This is a genomic window from Flavitalea flava, from assembly GCF_054461575.1.
In genome coordinates this window covers 140,268-156,508 of the sequence record NZ_JBTLQH010000002.1, presented here as the reverse complement: position 1 = coordinate 156,508, position 16,241 = coordinate 140,268, and the positions used below count along the sequence as shown (strand labels likewise).

Below are 16,241 nucleotides of genomic sequence, written 5' to 3'. Positions count from 1 at the left end.
AAACAGGAATTAATCTAAAACCTGGAATTATCCTATTTTTGCCGTTCAAATTCCCCGATGAACCGTAAATTAACTGCCTGGGCCTTATTCGCCTCTTTTATCCTTGTGTTTTCCTGTGTTAAAGAAAAAAGCATTGAACACTCCCTATCTGCCTCATCTTCAGGCTCTTTAAAGACTTCTTCCGGCGATTGCCTGCCTTCGGCATCCAATGGGATCTTCAAGACCGGCATAGCCCTGACGGCTGCCTCCAACTATATTGATATACAGGTGACAGTAACGAAAACAGGCAGTTACCTGATAACCACCGATACCCTCAACGGATTCTCCTTCAAAGGCGAAGGAGCATTTACGGTAGTCGGTTTGAATACGGTTCGCCTGACCGGATCAGGCAAACCGCTCAATGCGATAACCAGTACCTTCCATTTTACCTACGATTCGGATATTTGTTCGATTGACATTTCTGTAATAGATGCCAATACTCCTTCTGCGGTCTTTACCCTTGGGGCCGATGCCTCCAAAAGTTGCACCGGTTCAGTTCCGGGGGGAAATTACCAGGTCGGCACCCCCCTGGACATCTCCAATACCGTCACCATTACTGTAAATGTGACCATACCCGGCGCTTATACACTGGGCGTAACCCCTGCCGATGGCATAACCTTCAAGAAAACGGGTGTCTTTACGGGCACCGGCGCCCAGCAGATTACCCTTACCGCTTCGGGAACTCCTTCCAATGCCGGTAGCTTCAGTTTCACGATCAACGGAGCGTCCAATACTTGTTCTTTTAGCATTACCGTAAATCCCAAAGCAGGTTCCACCCCTGCCGTCTTTACCCTAAACGGTGCTCCGGGCGCCTGTACCTCCCCGGTAATCAGCGGGGCCTACCAGGCCGGAGTATCCTTAAACTCAGCGAATACCATCGCCGTTAAACTGGATGTTACCACTGCGGGAAGTTATACCCTTTCAACCGATCTCGTCAACGGGATCAGTTTTTCAGCTACGGGTATCCTCGCTGTCGGAGCAGGTCAAACGGTTATCCTAAACGGGGCAGGGACTCCCACCAGCCAGGGGACTTTTGTCCTGACGCCACAATTCGGCAATTCTTCCTGTACCTTCAGTCTTATCGTTGACGTAGCCCCGCCAGTCACCCCTGGCGTATACACCTGCAAGATCGATGGAGTGTTTATGGCCTTTAATGACCGTTCCGGTTTTTCTACGGATGATGGCTTCGGGGGAATTCAACTTTATCTGGACGGACATACCGGCCCGGCCAATGGTGGTACCGTACCAGAGCTGCAGCTATTTATCATCAATAATAACAAAACATTGGTGAAGGCAGGTACCTATAATGTAGATGGCTTTGCTTTTGGAGGCCCATCAGGTTATGAGATAGAAATTGATTACAAGGAGGTTAACCCAGACCTGTCTGTCACTTTATGGAACACCAGCAGTTCCTTGCTTTCGACGCATCCGCCATTTACCATAAAGGTTACAAGCGTCACTGCAACCCGGGTCCAAGGAACCTTCAGCGGCACCATAACAAATATTGTTCAGGGTAGTACTATCAAAAAGATTGTTACGGAAGGAACATTCGATCTGCCGTTTGCTCCGTAAAAAAAGTCCTTTCCTGATTTGAAGCCTGAATAGTTTTTTGTGGAAATTCAGGCGAAAGGCATCTCTAATTCATGCCTCATAAAAAACAATTTTATGTTCCCGGCTTAATCAGTCTTGTAGGGCTGCCCATCCTGTTTTTTTTCCTGGGTCCGGAAGATCCTATCTACCATACCGTTATTCGGTTAAACCTGCCTTCCGACAAGCCCCGCAGCGGAGGGCACCTAAGTTTCAATAAAGTCGATTTTTTCCACACTATTAAAAACAAGAAGCTCATTTCAGTTGACATTGATGATTATCCTTATGACGAGCGTAGCGAATACGAACGCGATAGAAAATTGGCCTTCGTATCCCGGGAGATAGAGAGATTGCAGTTCACTGGTGATACGAATACCGTTTTCCGGCTTCGTTTCGGAAATAACAACACCTACGGACAATTCATCTGGGCTATCAATATGGCGAGGGTTTACGACTATAGGCGATATGTTTATGTGGATGATGATTTTTATTATCTCCAAAATCCACCACCTCAAAGAATGTCAGCAGGGGAAATAAACTTCGGAATTCCGATATCCGACCAGCCATACATCCTACCAAACTTAACACCAACTTCGCCCTCCAAATGGGAATTGTTTAGCCAGAGTTTTGGTCTCTGGTGGGACGGGGTAGTATTTGATATCAGGCAAAGTCATTGGCTGGTTACCGGGTTTCTTTTGTTCATCTTGGTTCCAGGTTTTATAGATGGCTGGAACAGGACCCTGAAAAATGCCTAAACCCATTTTTTATCTTGTCAAAATAATTAAAAATATTCGCAAATTCAATTAACTCCCAGTTCTGAAGCAGTGGATGCGAATATCTAATTAGTTTAAATTTGCTATTATGAAGGTTAAATAATTAAATAAAAGCAAATTACCTGTAGTGCGTATCGACAAATCCCTGGAAAAATACAAAGATCAGGTACTTTTCAAGGAGAAGGTGGATAAGGCAAATGAAATGTTGAAAACCGTTGGACTCCCAAAATCCAGGAAGCATAACTAATTTGCATTGTATACTTTTGGGGTTCTGTATTAGGCATAATTAAAATCCGGGTTATAGATTGCCTCCCAGCTTCAAAGGCTGGCTGTATGGCAAATAGATTTCAAATTACTGTTTTGGTTGCCAATTATATTGGAAGAGCTCCTGGATTCTATTAATTGGATGAGTCGGCATTACTTGTAACACATTTTTTAGCCAATCAAGGCGTTAATATCAAGGAGCTTAAATGTTCCTACCAGGGAGTATAGATCATTAATTGCTTCCATCTCTCAATACTATAAGCGAACGTCTTCCCTATGGCGCTTTTGGGTAACATCTCAATATAGGCTTTGTGAATCCATTTGCACAGGGATTCCAGGATCGGCAAGGACTCCTGCTGGCGGAGCTCAATTACTTGGGAGGAGAGGAAATTGGCCTTGATTTGATTTGAATAAAAAGCCTAATTACCAGATTAGAAAATGGCCCGAACCAACCCCAAATTCTTACTTTTTAAACAGAAATTTGCTATCTTAGCTATGAAATAAGACAAATGAATACACTTACTATAGAAAATAAGAAATACGTAGTAATTCCCCAAAAGGAATACGAAGATTTGAGGACCAAAGCGGCATCAAAACATGTTACTGCAAAAAAACTTTCACTTACAGAAGGAAAGAAGCTCGCCTATAAATTGATTGACAAATGGGCAAAAGAAAAATAACTATTCTTGAGCCAGCTGTTGAAGAAATTGCTCTAATTTCCCTTTACATTGAGGCTAAAGGATTGCCTAAAACTGCAATACGTTTTGTTGATGATGTTTTTACCTTCTTTGAATCTTTATCTGATGAACGGATAATCCATCGTCCCTGTAAACAGCCCTCCTGGAGAGGATTGGGGTATCGTTGCATTAATTTCCGAAAGAAATATATCGTTTCATACCTTGATAATACTGATGAAATAATTATCTGCGAATTTGCCTTGCAAAAGTTACTCCAATAACTCCTTCAAATAAACCTAACCGGGTCTTCCATTTTTTGTTGCAGGGCAAAGGATACCATATGCTCTGCGAACCGAATCACTCGCCGCAGTTCCATCAAATGTCTTTATATTCCGCGTAGTGGGGGCGTTGTGCGTGGATCGTGAATTGAACCTGCAATGTTTTTTCTAAACAGGTTGAGCTTGGTAATCCTATTTGAAATACCCTCCTCACAGATACAAAAGATACTTCTTCCGTATGATCTTATAATTCGATAAACCCGGCTCCCAGGAAGCCCGGATCTCCCTGGCTGTTTTCCCGGCGGCGATCTGTTTTCTGAAATCATAGGTCCCTGCCAGGACATCGATATTCCCCATCTCCTTGCTTTGGGTTCTGTCAAAGAATTTATCCTTATCGGGATAAACTGAATATAGTTCGATCATCCATTCGATATTGATCCTTTTCGTTTTTCGTAATTCGCTGACATCATAATTCCGCAGATCCATACCAAAACATTCCGCATTCATATGCAAGGGCGTCTCGCTCATGCCCGGAATGCTGACCGGGGTGAAGGAAAAGGAGAATTTGTCTTTTAAAGCAGGGGCGCCCAGTACGGAAAAGGGGAAATGGGTACCCCGGCCTTGGCTGATGATCGTTCCTTCGAATAAACAGAGGGTGGGATACAGCAGTACACTTTGCCCGGTATTCAGGTTAGGGGAGGGGGGAACCGGAATGGTATAGGACTTGTCATGATCATAACCCACCACCGGAATGATTTTTAGTTTACAGGTTATTTTACCCGCTAGCCATCCTTCTCCGTTGATCATTTGAGCGAATTCAGCAATCGTCATTCCATGGGCAATGGGAATGGGGAACATTCCGATGCCGGATTTCAGCCGCATATCCAATATGGGGCCGTCAACCAGGTAGCCATTCGGGTTCGGCCGGTCCAGGATCAGTAATTCTTTATTGTTTTCTGCACAGGCTTCCATCACATCCCTCAATACATTTATATAGGTGTAGAACCGGCATCCCACGTCCTGGACGTCGAAGATCATCAGGTCAATATCTGAAAGATCCTCTTTCGATGGTTTGCGTTTTGCGCCGTAAAGGGAAATAACCTTTACCCCTGTCGCCGGATCCGTCTCGTCATTCACCTTAATACCGGCACTGGCCTTTCCCCTGAATCCATGTTCCGGGCCGAAAACCTTTATCACGGAGATACCAATAGACAACAAACTATCTACCAAATGCCTTTTGCCAATAATAGTGGTTGGGTTGGCAAGGATGCCTATCCGCTTGCCTTTCAGGAAAGGAACATATTTTTCCGTTTGATCCGCTCCGGTAATGATCGGTTTATCCTTATGGTTTGGTTGGTTGGACCGGTGAAACCAGGCAGATAAATGAGGAACATTGGTTGCTGGCATAGGGCTCCCTGAGAAACCCGGGGTGGCCTTGACAACAAGGATCAACAAACTTAAGAGATAACAGATCTTCATATTTCCGGTTTTTTTCAAGGCTAAAACTATCCTTTTTTCAGAATATTATCCGGTGCTGCCTGTTTTTTTGTAAGTCGGCCATTTCATGTAAGGAAAAGTCCTATAGTGAATTTTAACATTTAAAAATGGGAAAATTTCAAAAAAATACACTTGTTATTTTGTTTGTATATCTAAAACGCTGTAAATTTATTCTATGATAGCCTTATCGTGAAATAATCATTTCTTCAAAACACAGGAATTCCCCTGGCAGAAATCAACTGAGAAATCAACTGCAGGAATTCCCTGAAGTTTTTAAATCCAACACTTCTAATTAAAGTCCCTTCTTCTTAGGGCATTTGGAGAACGCCTGTTACAAGGGCTTCTCCGGGATTGAAATCATTACATAATTTATTAAAAAGGAGGTAAAATGGTATTCCCCATTATCAGGGAAGGTGAGTCTGTATCACCCGTCCCTGACAGTCAGGATCTGATGAATGATCCAAAGACTAACGTTGACGATAGTTCGCAAATCAAAGGAGCCCCGGCAAATCCCAAGGTCCCAGAGCCCCAGGAAACCGTGGCAAATCCTGTGGCCCCTGAGTCTCCGGCAATCCCGGCAACCCCGCGACCACTCGCCAAGCCGCCGCGGAAAAAAAGTGGGCCGCCGCCCAAAGCGCACCGTTTGACTAAGAAGATCACTGTCTGGTGTTCTCCGGAGGAAAAGGTGAAGATTGACACGCTTGCCCGGTTGGCCAATCTTTCCACCTCGGAATTCCTTCGGAAAAATGGGCTGAACAAAATAGTCAGAATTCCACGCACCCTTCCCGGAGAAGTCCTTGAGTTTTTGGGTGAACTGCGAACGACTAACGGGCTTTTATACCGCATAGCCCGTAAACGGGATAACAATGAAGTGTTGAATGTTGTGGAAAGGGCAGAGCTGGAGGAACTGGGGAGACAGGTGAAGGAGGTAACCGATAAAATAACACACAACTTACAATTATGATGGGGAGAGTGTATACCCAGGCTAAGATCTCCGAAGCTTTGGGTTATTGTCTGGAGGATAAACTGGATGTACTGACCGGAGAGGTATTGTATAAAGACCGGGCCGAGGTCCTGAACTATTCGCAATGTTACGGGGATAAAGAAGAGTTGATCCGGCAATTCCAGGAAGTTCGCAAACTGAGACCCGGGATAAAAGAGCCGATTATGCATATTACGCTCAGTCTTCCCCGGGGGGAGACCCGGGGTAAAGGCGATTGGGTAGATTTTGCAAGGGATTGCGCGGAGGCTATGGAGTTTAGTCATAATCAGTATGTAGTCGTACTCCATAAGGATACAGCCCAGCAACATATCCATATAGTGGTTAACCGGATTGGCTTTTACAAAAAGACAGTATCGGATAGTTTTTCGAAAGGCCGGATTGCGGATTACAGCCGGGCGTCCGAGATCAAACATGGCCTTATAAAGGAATTAGGTCCTTCCCGCTATCTCAAAAAAGAGCAGGGCCAGCGCAAAAGGTCGGGTATTCGTCTGGACAGGCTGAAAGAGGAAATCGCAGACGCCCTGAACGGATGCCGGGACCTGAATGAGTTTGAAAGGACCATGCGGCAAAACGGGTATACGGTATATAAATCACAGGGCTACGCTTTTATGGATTCCAAAAAGGTCGTCTACAAAGGTTCTGAGGCAGGATATCCTTTCAGGGTCATTACCGGTATTATCAAAGAAAACCGGGAAAAACTTGCTCAAAAAGAAAATAACTGGATTCAACAATTACATCAAAAAGAAAAGGAGGCCACGCACAAACAAAATCTACTGGATCAGCAATTGGAAAAAGAACATCTGTTGAAAGAACATCTGTTGAATGAGGATCTCCCAAAAGAAACCCTCCCAAAAGAAGATATCCTGATAGAAGATCTGCGGAAAGAAAATTTGGAGGAAGAAATCCTACTCAGAGAAGATCTGTTGCAAATTCTACCGTCGGAGGCAATCCGGTTAAATGAAAGCCTGGCAAAGGGAAATCTGGCAACGGAATGTCTTACAGAAGAAAATCTTGCCGAAGAAAATCTTGCCGAAGAAAATCAACAAACATTAACTCACCATTTTAAAATTCGAGGTTTATGAACATAGAAATAATAGAAAAAATATTAAAGGAACTGGCCAACGAGTCCCGTGAAACAAACAACGCTTTTTTGGGTCTCCAGGAATTAGTTAAATCGGTTGCCGCTAAAATGTACCAATTCGAAGTACACCTCACAAATACCATTAATCAGCAGGCGATTTTCGAGCGTAGCCTTCTGGAAGTAATCAAGGATGGGAAAAGAGAACGGGAGGAAAACAAACAGATCATTGCAGAGTTGCAGGAGAAAATAGTGGCCATGCATCTGGAGCTTCTCAAAGAGTTAAATCGAAAGCAGGAAGAATTCAAGGCAGCCCTGTATCAGCAGCAGGAGGAATTCAAGACAGCCATGGATCAACAGCAGGTAGAATATAAGGAGGCTATGGAACAACAGCAGGATGATTTTAGGGAATGGCTGGAGGGCAAACAATTAATAGCTCCTGCTGTCGACTTAAGACCGCTTGCCGACGAGATGGCCAACGGGATAAACAACATGAATGGTGTTGTGAAAGAGGGGATGGCAGATATACATTCATCGGTAAAAGAAGAAGTTGCCGGAATAAATACTTCCGTAAATGGCGCGGTTACGGATGGATTAACCCGCGTCGGTCAGATCGTGGAGGGCCAACCCAAAGCGGTAATCCGGCAATGGAGGTTTCTCTTTTATCCGGAGAGTTACCAAGGTGAAAGTTACCGGTACCTGGTAAGAGCCGTAATGATAGCTTCGGTGGCGATCGTCCTTTTCTTTTTCCTGTATTCGCTGGGAGCAATGGCCTTGCATGATCATTCCAAAAATTCAAACGGTACCGGGTCGGCAGAAAAATACCAAAAGATGAGTTATCGGGATTTAGCCGATTCGATCAATTCCTTCGAGAAGCAGGTCAAAAACCTCAAAAGAGGGAAAAATTAAAAAAAAATAAAAATTATTTTTGAACAAATAATAAAAATATTGAATATCAAATAAAATCGTCAACCACTTGGCTCATCATTTCACCCTCGCGAAATAAAATAACTTTCGGGAAGGGAGGACTGATTTTTTAGATACAAAACCTTTTAAAAAATGGTTTTATGGAAGATGTATGCGCTGAAAGTATTGTGAATAAAGGGTTTGCGATGCATGGGCCAACGGGCCGGCGTGCGAAAGCGAACAATAAAAGCACTATTTTTACGTATTAGGTGCACCATTATATTCTTTACTAACCTAAAAAGTCAGCTATGCGCCAGGATTTAAAACATCGGTTAATCACCTGGAAAAATGATGTTCATAATGGGGAAATAAAAAAGGTCTATATTTCAGAAAGTCCGGTAAAACCGGGTGAATACCTCATTAAAGTGGAAAAATCCATGAGCAGTTTGTTCGGGGATAACAGGAAGGAAGTACGGATAAGCAAAAAGTATCTTACGGAAGGTCAGCAAAATGCCAATTCGGATTCGGTCAGTGATGTGTTCCATATTAACAGGATCATCGATTCGCTGGACGAGGAATTTCATAATAAATTTGAAGTCACGGTCAGCGATTTTGAAGTAACCGTAAAAGGGTTATTAAAAAATGAAGCCCTGCGATTCTCTGAGAATTAATGATTCGGAATTTTGAATAACGATTGCCTACCACCTTTACAAATGAAAGGGCAGATTCTCCTGAGAACCTGCCCTTTTAGCATTTTCTGCTCATCCTTCCCCTTCCTATGGAGCTCTTTTACTTCCCCCGTACAATTCATATTCCAGTAAACGACAATCGATAATGCTGGTATAGAACTCGATCCTTCTTTTGGCTTTCAGGCCGATCTTTTTGGCGAGATCCAGGTTGCCGGTAAAAATATAACCATAGTAACCGCGGCATTTTTGTTTCATAAAATCCCCGATCCGGCTATAGGTATTTTCCAGTTCGGCGATCTCCCCGAGACGTTCCCCATATTCGGGGTTGAGCAATACGATACCTCCTGCCCCCTCCGGAACTTCGGTATCTGCAAAATCGCATACGGAGAATTCGATCAGGCCGGCTACTCCTGCAGCCACTGCATTCTTGCGGGCATTTACAATGGCCAGTTCGCTGTAATCGGAGGCGATGATCCGTAACCCGGGTACATCGGTTATCTGTTCTTCCAGCCTCCTGTCTTCTCCTTCGTACACCAGGGGATCATATCCTTTCAGGTGCATAAAGGCATAATTGGTCCGGAATAAACCGGGGCGGCGATTGGTGGCCAGAAGGGCAGCCTCGATGGCAAGCGTTCCCGAACCGCACATCGGGTTGACAAAGGGGGAATGTTTGTCCCAGACAGTCGCCATCAAAGTAGCTGCTGCGAGTGCTTCCAGCATAGGAGCGAGGCCGGGGATCTTCCGGTAACCGTGCCTGGCCAGGGAATCTCCGGAAGTATCGATGAACACTTCCGCCCGTTCATTTTTCCAGAACAGGTGCACCACAGCGCCGTTCAGTTCGGACCCGGTTGTGGGGCGGGTATTTGTTTTTTCCCGCAGACGGTCGACTATCGCATCCTTGACCCGCAGATTGGCGAACATACTGTTATTGATCGTGGGATTGAGCACGTTGCTGGTAACGGAAAAATACCCCTGATCCGGCAAAATAGTTTCCCAGGGAAGGGCGAGCAGTCTGTTATAGACGTCATCGGCATTATTAGCCTCGAACTGTTTAAGGCTGTACAGGACCTGGCTGGCACAACGCAGGTTCAGATTGAGCCGTATACAGTCATTGATCGTCCCTTTAAGACGCAGGCCGGTCACGAAGGTTTCTTCGATCCTGAAACCCAGGTCCCTCACTTCCTGTTCCAGGTAGGGGGCAAGGCGTTTATTGCAGGTGATCGTAATGGGTGAAATCGTATCGAATAAAGACATAGAGCCGCGAAGGTAAAACTAAATCCATAACTTTTCAGGTAAGGACCAACTCCTCCAAGCCTCAGCTATGGTCCAACCTTCAACAAAGGTCAAAGGTTCAGTAAAGGTCCAACCTTCAGCAATGTTCAAAGCTTCAGTAAAGGGCCAAGCTCTTCCTGTCTTATCGTAAAGATCGTACCATGCCGGATTCCCCGGGGAAGACTGATCTTATCGGAAACATCGGTCCAGTTCCTCCAATCAGAAGAACGGATGGCCCCAAACCTATGTTCGGTGTATTTGTCAAAATAGACGACCACTTCCTTGTCCTTCAGAAGGGTGGTAGGTCCCTCCGCCCAATATTTCCCCGTTATAGGGCGACTGGCACTGCCCCCTTTACTTCCACTGCCATCTCCTCTGGCCAGGTATGGGCCTGTAAGGGAATTGCTGAAGGCCATTTTCAAATTTTTCTGCGGTGGATCCGGTGTTTCATCCTTGAGGAACATGACAAAACGGTTGTCCGTTTTTATGATCGTTGCATCGATCACACTAAAACCTGGATCGTACAAGAGACTGGTTTTGGAATATGTTTTAAAATCTTTGGTAGTCGTATAATAAATCCGGTGATTATTTCCGTTTTCTTTCACAGAGGCGGTCTCCGGGAATTTTCCGGTTATGGTGGTCGCCCAATAGATCATATAGATCCCGGTGGAATTATCATAGGTTATTTCAGGAGCCCAGCAATTCCTGGCATTGGGTTCATGGATCATAACAGGCAGGAACTGCTGTATCGACCAGTGGATCAGATCACGGGATGTGGCATAACCAATGCCTTTATCTGCCCAGCTAACAGTCCAAACCATATGGAACAATCCGTCACCGCCCCTTATAATACAGGGATCCCGCATGAGCTTGTCCTTGCTTACGAGAGGGGTCAGGAAGGAGCTGTCCTTTTTCAGGGCATTCCAGGCATACCCATTCCGGCTATAGGCCAGGTGAAGGCCATCTTCTCCATTATCTTTAAAATAAGCAAACAAATAAACAGGATCTCCCGGCAGGTTACGCGGGCCTGACTGTCCTTTCGTAGGCAATATTCCGGTCAGTATGAAAATCATGACCAACAAACTCAGCCCGAGCGGCCTGATTATTATGACCAACCAAAAGTAGATATAGCTATATTTTTTCATGCAAGGATCCATCCTGTTTTTCAGGCGAGTTAATAAAGGCTGCCTGGTTAACGAATGACTAATTAAATGTAGTCAAATCCTATACCTTTGTTATAACGAATTTTATCATTTACCATGCCGAACGAATTTTATCAGCTCAGTGCCAATACGCCTGGTGGCAAAAAAGTGGAAATGTCCGACTTTAAAGGAAAAGTTGTTTTGGTGGTAAATACGGCAACCCAATGCGGGTTGACCCCCCAGTTTGAAGGCCTGGAAAAATTATACCAGGAATATAAGGACAAAGGGCTGGTGATCCTTGGTTTTCCCTGTAACCAGTTTGGAAATCAGGAACCCTTGGCGAATGAAGTGATGGAGCAGACCTGTAAAGTAAATCATGGCGTTACCTTTCCATTATTTGAGAAATCGGATGTTAACGGAAAAGAGACGAACCCGGTATTCAGATATCTAAAAAGCAAATTAGGCGGTTTTTTCGGCAACCGGATCAAATGGAATTTTACCAAGTTTCTCATTGATACCAATGGCAAACCATTCAAACGATTTTCCCCGGTCACCAAACCGGAGCAGATCGAACCGCATATCCGCGCCCTTCTTAAATAGACTATTTCAGTTTAATCCCTTATTTTCTGTATAGATCACAAATTCCAACTATCCTCAATGATCCCGGCAAAAGATCCTCAACGTTCCTCAAGGATCCTCAAAAATCGTCAAAGTCCGTCCAGTTCCCTGATCGTCGCCGCATCCAGGGCAAGCTCTCCGGCTTTTACATTTTCTTCCAGATGCTTGACCCGGGAAGTGCCGGGGATCAGCAGGATATTCGGACTATGATGCAGCAGCCAGGACAGGGCAACCTGGTGGGGGCTGGCCTTGAGCCGGGTGCCAACCCGGTTGATCTTTTTCATTTGTTCCACCTTCCCGGCATTGAGCGGGTACCAGGGAATAAAAGCCTTGCCGGTCTGTTCGCAATAGGTCAGGACGGACTCCCATTTACGATTGTCAGGGCTGTACATATTTTGAACGGATACGATCCTGACAAAGGTTTCCGCTTTTTTGATATCCTCCACACCTACCTCCGAGAGTCCGATATGTTTGATCAATCCCTTTTCCTGTGCATCCTGCAGGAATTCCAAACTTTTCTCGAAGGGAACGTTGGGGTCTATCCTGTGTAATTGATAAAGATCGATGCGGTCCTTTTTGAGCCGGGAAAGACTTCCTGCCAGTGCTTTTTTCAGGTGGTCAGGGTGAGCATTGACGGGCCACTGATTGGGTCCGGTCCGGGTCAGTCCCCCTTTAGTAGCAATAACGAGTTCTTTTGGGTAGGGGTAGAGGGCTTCGGCGATCAACTCCTCAGAAACATCAGGGCCATAACTGTCAGCCGTGTCGATAAAATTTATACCGAGTTCCAGCGCTTTTTGCAGCACCCGGATCGCTTCTGCCTTGTCTTTAGGAGGGCCCCAAATGCCTTCACCGGTTATGCGCATAGCGCCGTAGCCCATACGGTTTACAGTCAGGTCACCTCCGATGCTGAATGTTTGATTGTTCATAGCACAGATAGTTATAATAGATAATTGGTATGAATTCGCTAAAAAGAAAATAACCCCCCGCTCTGGGAAATTGTTCGGAATTACCGTCTTCATTATTTAAATTCGGTAACAATACCCAAATACCATGCGTTACAGCCCGGGAATAATCTTCTTTACTATTTTTTTATTTTGTTTTGCGGGACCGGTTTTTCCGCAAAAAAAACCGTTGGATGCTGCCGTATGATGGATGGGAGAGCATCGGCGAACATATCTTTTCGTCTGATGGGAAATACGTAGTTTATACGATCATTCCCCAGGAGGGTGACGGCCGATTGGTGGTCAGCAGTACGGATGGTCATTACCGGAAAGAGTTTCCCCGGGGCGCGGGTGCCGCCATCACTTCCGATAGCCGTTATCTTGTATTTCAGATCAAACCTTTTTTTAAAGACAGTCGTGAGGCACGGATAAAAAAGAAGACCCCGGAACAATCCCCAAAAGATAGTCTTGCCTGGCTGGAATTGGGAAGGGATAGCCTGGTCAAGGTTCCCCGGGTAAAATCTTTTAAGATCCCGGCAAAGAAAAATCCTTCAGCGGGCGATGAAGCCTGGCTGGCTTATCTCCTTGAGAAATCATCACCCGCTCCGGGTAAATCATCCGATTCTGCCAGTTCGATCAATCCGGGCCAGCCCTCGATCAATCCGGGCCAGCCTGCGGTCCAACCGGGCCAGCTTGCCGTACCACCGGCCGTCCAACCGGCAACCCAACCTGATTCGCTGACCCGGATACGGCAATTGCTCGCGCAGGCCGATAGTTTGACAAGGGTGGCAGACAGCCTTCGTTCAAAAGTGGCGGATGTTCGATTGAAAGGCATGTCAATCCTGTCTGTCCCCGCCAAAAAAGAAAACCCTTCCTCCGCAGAAACGGTGGAAGAAGGAACGGATCTGATCATAAAAAATCTGAACGACGGGAAAGAAAAGAAGATTCCCCTGGTCAGCGAATATCTTTTCTCTGCCAGGGGGAACACCCTGGTGGTGGAGACCACCCGGAAAAAAAGCGATACCCTGAGCAAGGCATTGATCCTTTGGATGAATATTGGGAGTTCCGGATCCGCAAGCCGGAGTTCCGAAATCGATACGGTAATGCGGGGTTTCCAGGATGCCCGCAATTACACACTAGATGAGGAGGGCCGCCAACTGGCATTTGTGGCCGAGCGGGACAGCGTGACCAAGGCCCTCGTCAAATTTTACCGTTTGTGGTACTACCGCCCCGGTATGGATAGCGCGGGAATCAAGGCGGACAGGAGAACTCTTTTGGCGTTGAACAAACCAGGACTGACCATCAGTTCGGATTTTGAAAACATCTTCAGCAAGGATGGCTCGCGCCTCTTCCTGGGGCTTGCTCCCGTCAGGCGACCAAAAGACACCACGCTGGTTGAGTTCGAGACAGCGAGATTGGATGTCTGGAATTATAAGGACGATTATCTTTCCCCGCAGCAGTTGGTTCAGTTGAATTACGAATTAAAAAAAAGTTACCTGGCCGTGATCAACCAGATCGATCAGGGAGACGGCAGGGAGAGCGGCAAACTCATTCCTCTGGGCGATGAAAATTGCGAAACGGTCATTGTAGCTGCAGAAGGCAATGGTAAATTTGCACTTGGGCAAAGCTCGAAGGGTTATCGGTCGCGGGAACAATGGGAGCAGAGTGGTTTGCAGAAATTGTACCTGGTCGATCTCCGGGATGGTTCCCGTAAGCTGGTAAAAGAAGAAGTAAGGGGAGGAGGGAGCCTCTCTCCGGAAGGCCGGTTTATAAGCTGGTATGACTGGAAAAAAAAGAACTGGTTCACCTATGAAGCGGGGACCGGTCGTATCACCATTCCCACGCAACAAATCCTGGTACCTCTTTATGATGAAGAGGATGACCATCCGGATGATCCGCCTGCGCATGGAATGATGGGATGGAGCGCGAACGATCGATCTATGTACGTCTATGACCGCTACGATGTCTGGGAGACAGATCCGGCCGGACAAAGAAATCCCGTCAATCTTACCAAAGGGATAGGCAGATCGGATAAAATAACTTTCCGTTATATAAAGCTGGACAAAGAAGAACGTTACCTGGTTCCCGGTCAACTCGTTCTGCTGACCCTGTTCAATCGAAAGGACATGAGCAGTGGTTGGCAGCTATACCGGATGGGAACTCCGTTTACGCTGAATAAGGCAACCTACTCTAACAGCAATGTAAAATCTCCAGCCAGTAACGGCAATGTAAAATCTTCCGCCGGCCAGGTAATATCCCCGACAGGTCCATTCAGTTACAACAACTTCTTCAAGGCAAAGGACAGCTGGACCCTTGGTTATCTGAAAGGAAGCTTTGACAAACCGTATGATCTTTTTATAACGGATTCCGCCCAATCTTTTTCCCGCATCCAATCTCCTGCAGGCAACCAATCCTCCATTGGAAGTCAATCCTCTCCCGGCAATCAATCTTACACAGGAAGTCAATCCTCTGCAGACCTTTCCGACGAACTCCGGCTTAGCAGGATCAATCCGCAACAATCCACTTACAATTGGTTCACTACCGAACTATGTCATTGGAAAATGCTGGATGGAAGGATGAGCGAGGGGCTTTTATACAAACCGGAGAATTTTGACAGCACCAAAAAATATCCCGTCATCTTCTATTTCTACGAGCGTGATGCCGAAACCCGTTACAACTACCTGGCGCCACAACCTGTGCGGTCCTCGATCAATATTCCCTGGTTTGTGAGCAATGGTTATATCGTTTTCGATCCGAATATCTACTATAAAACCGGGCGGCCGGGAGAGGATGCCTATAACGCTGTCGTTTCTGCCGCCCGCTATATGAGCCGTTTCAAATGGGTGGACAGCACAAAAATGGGATTGCAGGGGCATAGCTGGGGTGGATATCAGATTGCTTACCTGGTTACGCGAACGAATCTGTTTGCAGCGGCCGAGGCAGGAGCACCGGTGGCCAATATGACCAGCGCTTATGGGGGAATCCGTTGGGGCACCGGCATCAGCCGCCAATTTCAATACGAAAAATCACAAAGCCGCCTGGGTTACTCGCTTTGGGAGCGGCCTGAATTGTACATAAAAAATTCTCCCCTGTTCAGGGCCGATAAAGTCAAGACCCCTTTGTTGATGATGCATAATGATGCGGATGGAGCCGTACCCTGGTATCAGGGCATCGAATACTTTTCCGCGCTCCGCCGGCTGGGTAAAAAAGTCTGGATGATCCAATATAACGGCGAGGACCATGGGTTGACGGAAAGAAGGAACCGGAAAGACTGGTCCATCCGTCTGGGGCAATTTTTCGGTTATTATCTGAAAGGTGAGCCACCGGCCAGGTGGATCACAGAAGGAGTGCCGGCCACGCTGAAGGGTATCGATTGGGGATTGGAGACGCCTTCACCGCAGGTTTTACAACATACACCGCAGGCGAACTCCGGGGCCCCGGCAACGACAGGAACGGCAGGACCAGGTTATTAATTCA

At 46.2% G+C, this 16,241-nt stretch carries 15 protein-coding genes; 10 read left to right on the top strand and 5 right to left on the bottom strand.

Going from position 1 to position 16,241, the window contains the following annotated elements:
- The first annotated feature begins 57 nt into the window (after positions 1–57).
- Both ACX0G9_RS03190 and ACX0G9_RS03185 read left to right on the top strand, forming a co-directional pair.
- Entirely contained in the window at positions 58–1,611 is a 1,554-nt protein-coding gene (locus ACX0G9_RS03190) for a hypothetical protein (protein ID WP_459063400.1), read from the top strand.
- Positions 1,612–1,682: 71 nt separating this feature from the next.
- Positions 1,683–2,381 (top strand): hypothetical protein, encoded by a 699-nt coding sequence (locus ACX0G9_RS03185; protein WP_459063399.1) that lies wholly within the window; start codon positions 1,683–1,685, stop codon positions 2,379–2,381.
- A gap of 494 nt (positions 2,382–2,875) precedes the next feature.
- Here ACX0G9_RS03185 and ACX0G9_RS03180 read toward each other — a convergent pair whose 3' ends face one another.
- Positions 2,876–3,064 (bottom strand): IS66 family transposase, encoded by a 189-nt coding sequence (locus ACX0G9_RS03180; protein ID WP_459063684.1) that lies wholly within the window; start codon positions 3,062–3,064, stop codon positions 2,876–2,878.
- A gap of 108 nt (positions 3,065–3,172) precedes the next feature.
- Between ACX0G9_RS03180 and ACX0G9_RS03175 the strand changes: the two genes are divergently transcribed.
- Complete coding sequence (locus ACX0G9_RS03175; RefSeq protein ID WP_459063398.1) at positions 3,173–3,343, top strand: hypothetical protein; 171 nt, start codon at positions 3,173–3,175, stop codon at positions 3,341–3,343.
- Positions 3,325–3,621 (top strand): type II toxin-antitoxin system RelE/ParE family toxin, encoded by a 297-nt coding sequence (locus ACX0G9_RS03170; RefSeq protein WP_459063397.1) that lies wholly within the window; start codon positions 3,325–3,327, stop codon positions 3,619–3,621. The genes ACX0G9_RS03175 and ACX0G9_RS03170 overlap by 19 nt, the downstream gene beginning before the upstream one ends.
- Positions 3,622–3,828: 207 nt before the next feature.
- On the opposite strand, the gene ACX0G9_RS03165 is transcribed toward ACX0G9_RS03170, so the two are convergent.
- Positions 3,829–5,097 (bottom strand): exo-beta-N-acetylmuramidase NamZ family protein, encoded by a 1,269-nt coding sequence (locus tag ACX0G9_RS03165; RefSeq protein ID WP_459063396.1) that lies wholly within the window; start codon positions 5,095–5,097, stop codon positions 3,829–3,831.
- 406 nt (positions 5,098–5,503) lie between these two features.
- Between ACX0G9_RS03165 and ACX0G9_RS03160 the strand changes: the two genes are divergently transcribed.
- The 4 genes from ACX0G9_RS03160 (at position 5,504) to ACX0G9_RS03145 (ending at position 8,773) form a co-directional block, all read left to right on the top strand.
- Positions 5,504–6,079, top strand: coding sequence for a plasmid mobilization protein (locus ACX0G9_RS03160; RefSeq protein WP_459063395.1), 576 nt, complete (start codon positions 5,504–5,506; stop codon positions 6,077–6,079).
- Positions 6,076–7,200 carry a relaxase/mobilization nuclease domain-containing protein gene (locus tag ACX0G9_RS03155; protein ID WP_459063394.1) on the top strand — a complete coding sequence of 375 codons (1,125 nt, stop codon included), beginning with the start codon at positions 6,076–6,078 and terminating at the stop codon, positions 7,198–7,200. Before ACX0G9_RS03160 ends, ACX0G9_RS03155 begins: the two co-directional genes overlap by 4 nt.
- Positions 7,197–8,105 carry a hypothetical protein gene (locus ACX0G9_RS03150; RefSeq protein WP_459063393.1) on the top strand — a complete coding sequence of 303 codons (909 nt, stop codon included), beginning with the start codon at positions 7,197–7,199 and terminating at the stop codon, positions 8,103–8,105. The genes ACX0G9_RS03155 and ACX0G9_RS03150 overlap by 4 nt, the downstream gene beginning before the upstream one ends.
- A 305-nt stretch (positions 8,106–8,410) precedes the next feature.
- Complete coding sequence (locus ACX0G9_RS03145) at positions 8,411–8,773, top strand: hypothetical protein (RefSeq protein WP_459063392.1); 363 nt, start codon at positions 8,411–8,413, stop codon at positions 8,771–8,773.
- A gap of 105 nt (positions 8,774–8,878) precedes the next feature.
- Here the strand turns inward: ACX0G9_RS03145 and ACX0G9_RS03140 are convergent, their stop codons facing one another.
- Both ACX0G9_RS03140 and ACX0G9_RS03135 read right to left on the bottom strand, forming a co-directional pair.
- Entirely contained in the window at positions 8,879–10,045 is a 1,167-nt protein-coding gene (locus ACX0G9_RS03140) for a THUMP domain-containing class I SAM-dependent RNA methyltransferase (protein ID WP_459063391.1), read from the bottom strand.
- 125 nt (positions 10,046–10,170) lie between these two features.
- The gene (locus tag ACX0G9_RS03135; RefSeq protein WP_459063390.1) at positions 10,171–11,208 is read right to left on the bottom strand and encodes a glycoside hydrolase family 43 protein; all 1,038 of its coding nucleotides are present in this window, start codon (positions 11,206–11,208) and stop codon (positions 10,171–10,173) included.
- A gap of 114 nt (positions 11,209–11,322) precedes the next feature.
- Here ACX0G9_RS03135 and ACX0G9_RS03130 point away from each other — a divergent pair, with 114 nt between their 5' ends.
- On the top strand, positions 11,323–11,805 hold the full coding sequence (locus ACX0G9_RS03130) for a glutathione peroxidase (protein ID WP_459063389.1): 483 nt from the start codon (positions 11,323–11,325) through the stop codon (positions 11,803–11,805).
- Between the two features lie 107 nt (positions 11,806–11,912).
- Here the strand turns inward: ACX0G9_RS03130 and ACX0G9_RS03125 are convergent, their stop codons facing one another.
- Positions 11,913–12,749 carry an aldo/keto reductase gene (locus ACX0G9_RS03125; protein WP_459063388.1) on the bottom strand — a complete coding sequence of 279 codons (837 nt, stop codon included), beginning with the start codon at positions 12,747–12,749 and terminating at the stop codon, positions 11,913–11,915.
- A gap of 209 nt (positions 12,750–12,958) precedes the next feature.
- On the opposite strand from ACX0G9_RS03125, the gene ACX0G9_RS03120 reads away from it, so the two are divergent.
- Positions 12,959–16,237 carry an alpha/beta hydrolase family protein gene (locus tag ACX0G9_RS03120; RefSeq protein ID WP_459063387.1) on the top strand — a complete coding sequence of 1,093 codons (3,279 nt, stop codon included), beginning with the start codon at positions 12,959–12,961 and terminating at the stop codon, positions 16,235–16,237.
- Positions 16,238–16,241 lie beyond the last annotated feature (4 nt).

Bases quoted from the DNA above. Each gene is read 5' to 3' on its own strand.
- ACX0G9_RS03135 (WP_459063390.1), bottom strand. From the start codon at position 11,208: ATGAAAAAATATAGCTATATCTACTTTTGGTTGGTCATAATAATCAGG.
- ACX0G9_RS03175 (WP_459063398.1), top strand. From the start codon at position 3,173: ATGAATACACTTACTATAGAAAATAAGAAATACGTAGTAATTCCCCAA.
- ACX0G9_RS03150 (WP_459063393.1), top strand. From the start codon at position 7,197: ATGAACATAGAAATAATAGAAAAAATATTAAAGGAACTGGCCAACGAG.
- ACX0G9_RS03155 (WP_459063394.1), top strand. From the start codon at position 6,076: ATGATGGGGAGAGTGTATACCCAGGCTAAGATCTCCGAAGCTTTGGGT.
- ACX0G9_RS03185 (WP_459063399.1), top strand. From the start codon at position 1,683: ATGCCTCATAAAAAACAATTTTATGTTCCCGGCTTAATCAGTCTTGTA.
- ACX0G9_RS03160 (WP_459063395.1), top strand. From the start codon at position 5,504: ATGGTATTCCCCATTATCAGGGAAGGTGAGTCTGTATCACCCGTCCCT.
- ACX0G9_RS03165 (WP_459063396.1), bottom strand. From the start codon at position 5,097: ATGAAGATCTGTTATCTCTTAAGTTTGTTGATCCTTGTTGTCAAGGCC.
- ACX0G9_RS03140 (WP_459063391.1), bottom strand. From the start codon at position 10,045: ATGTCTTTATTCGATACGATTTCACCCATTACGATCACCTGCAATAAA.
- ACX0G9_RS03170 (WP_459063397.1), top strand. From the start codon at position 3,325: ATGGGCAAAAGAAAAATAACTATTCTTGAGCCAGCTGTTGAAGAAATT.
- ACX0G9_RS03120 (WP_459063387.1), top strand. From the start codon at position 12,959: ATGCTGCCGTATGATGGATGGGAGAGCATCGGCGAACATATCTTTTCG.
- ACX0G9_RS03125 (WP_459063388.1), bottom strand. From the start codon at position 12,749: ATGAACAATCAAACATTCAGCATCGGAGGTGACCTGACTGTAAACCGT.
- ACX0G9_RS03145 (WP_459063392.1), top strand. From the start codon at position 8,411: ATGCGCCAGGATTTAAAACATCGGTTAATCACCTGGAAAAATGATGTT.
- ACX0G9_RS03130 (WP_459063389.1), top strand. From the start codon at position 11,323: ATGCCGAACGAATTTTATCAGCTCAGTGCCAATACGCCTGGTGGCAAA.
- ACX0G9_RS03190 (WP_459063400.1), top strand. From the start codon at position 58: ATGAACCGTAAATTAACTGCCTGGGCCTTATTCGCCTCTTTTATCCTT.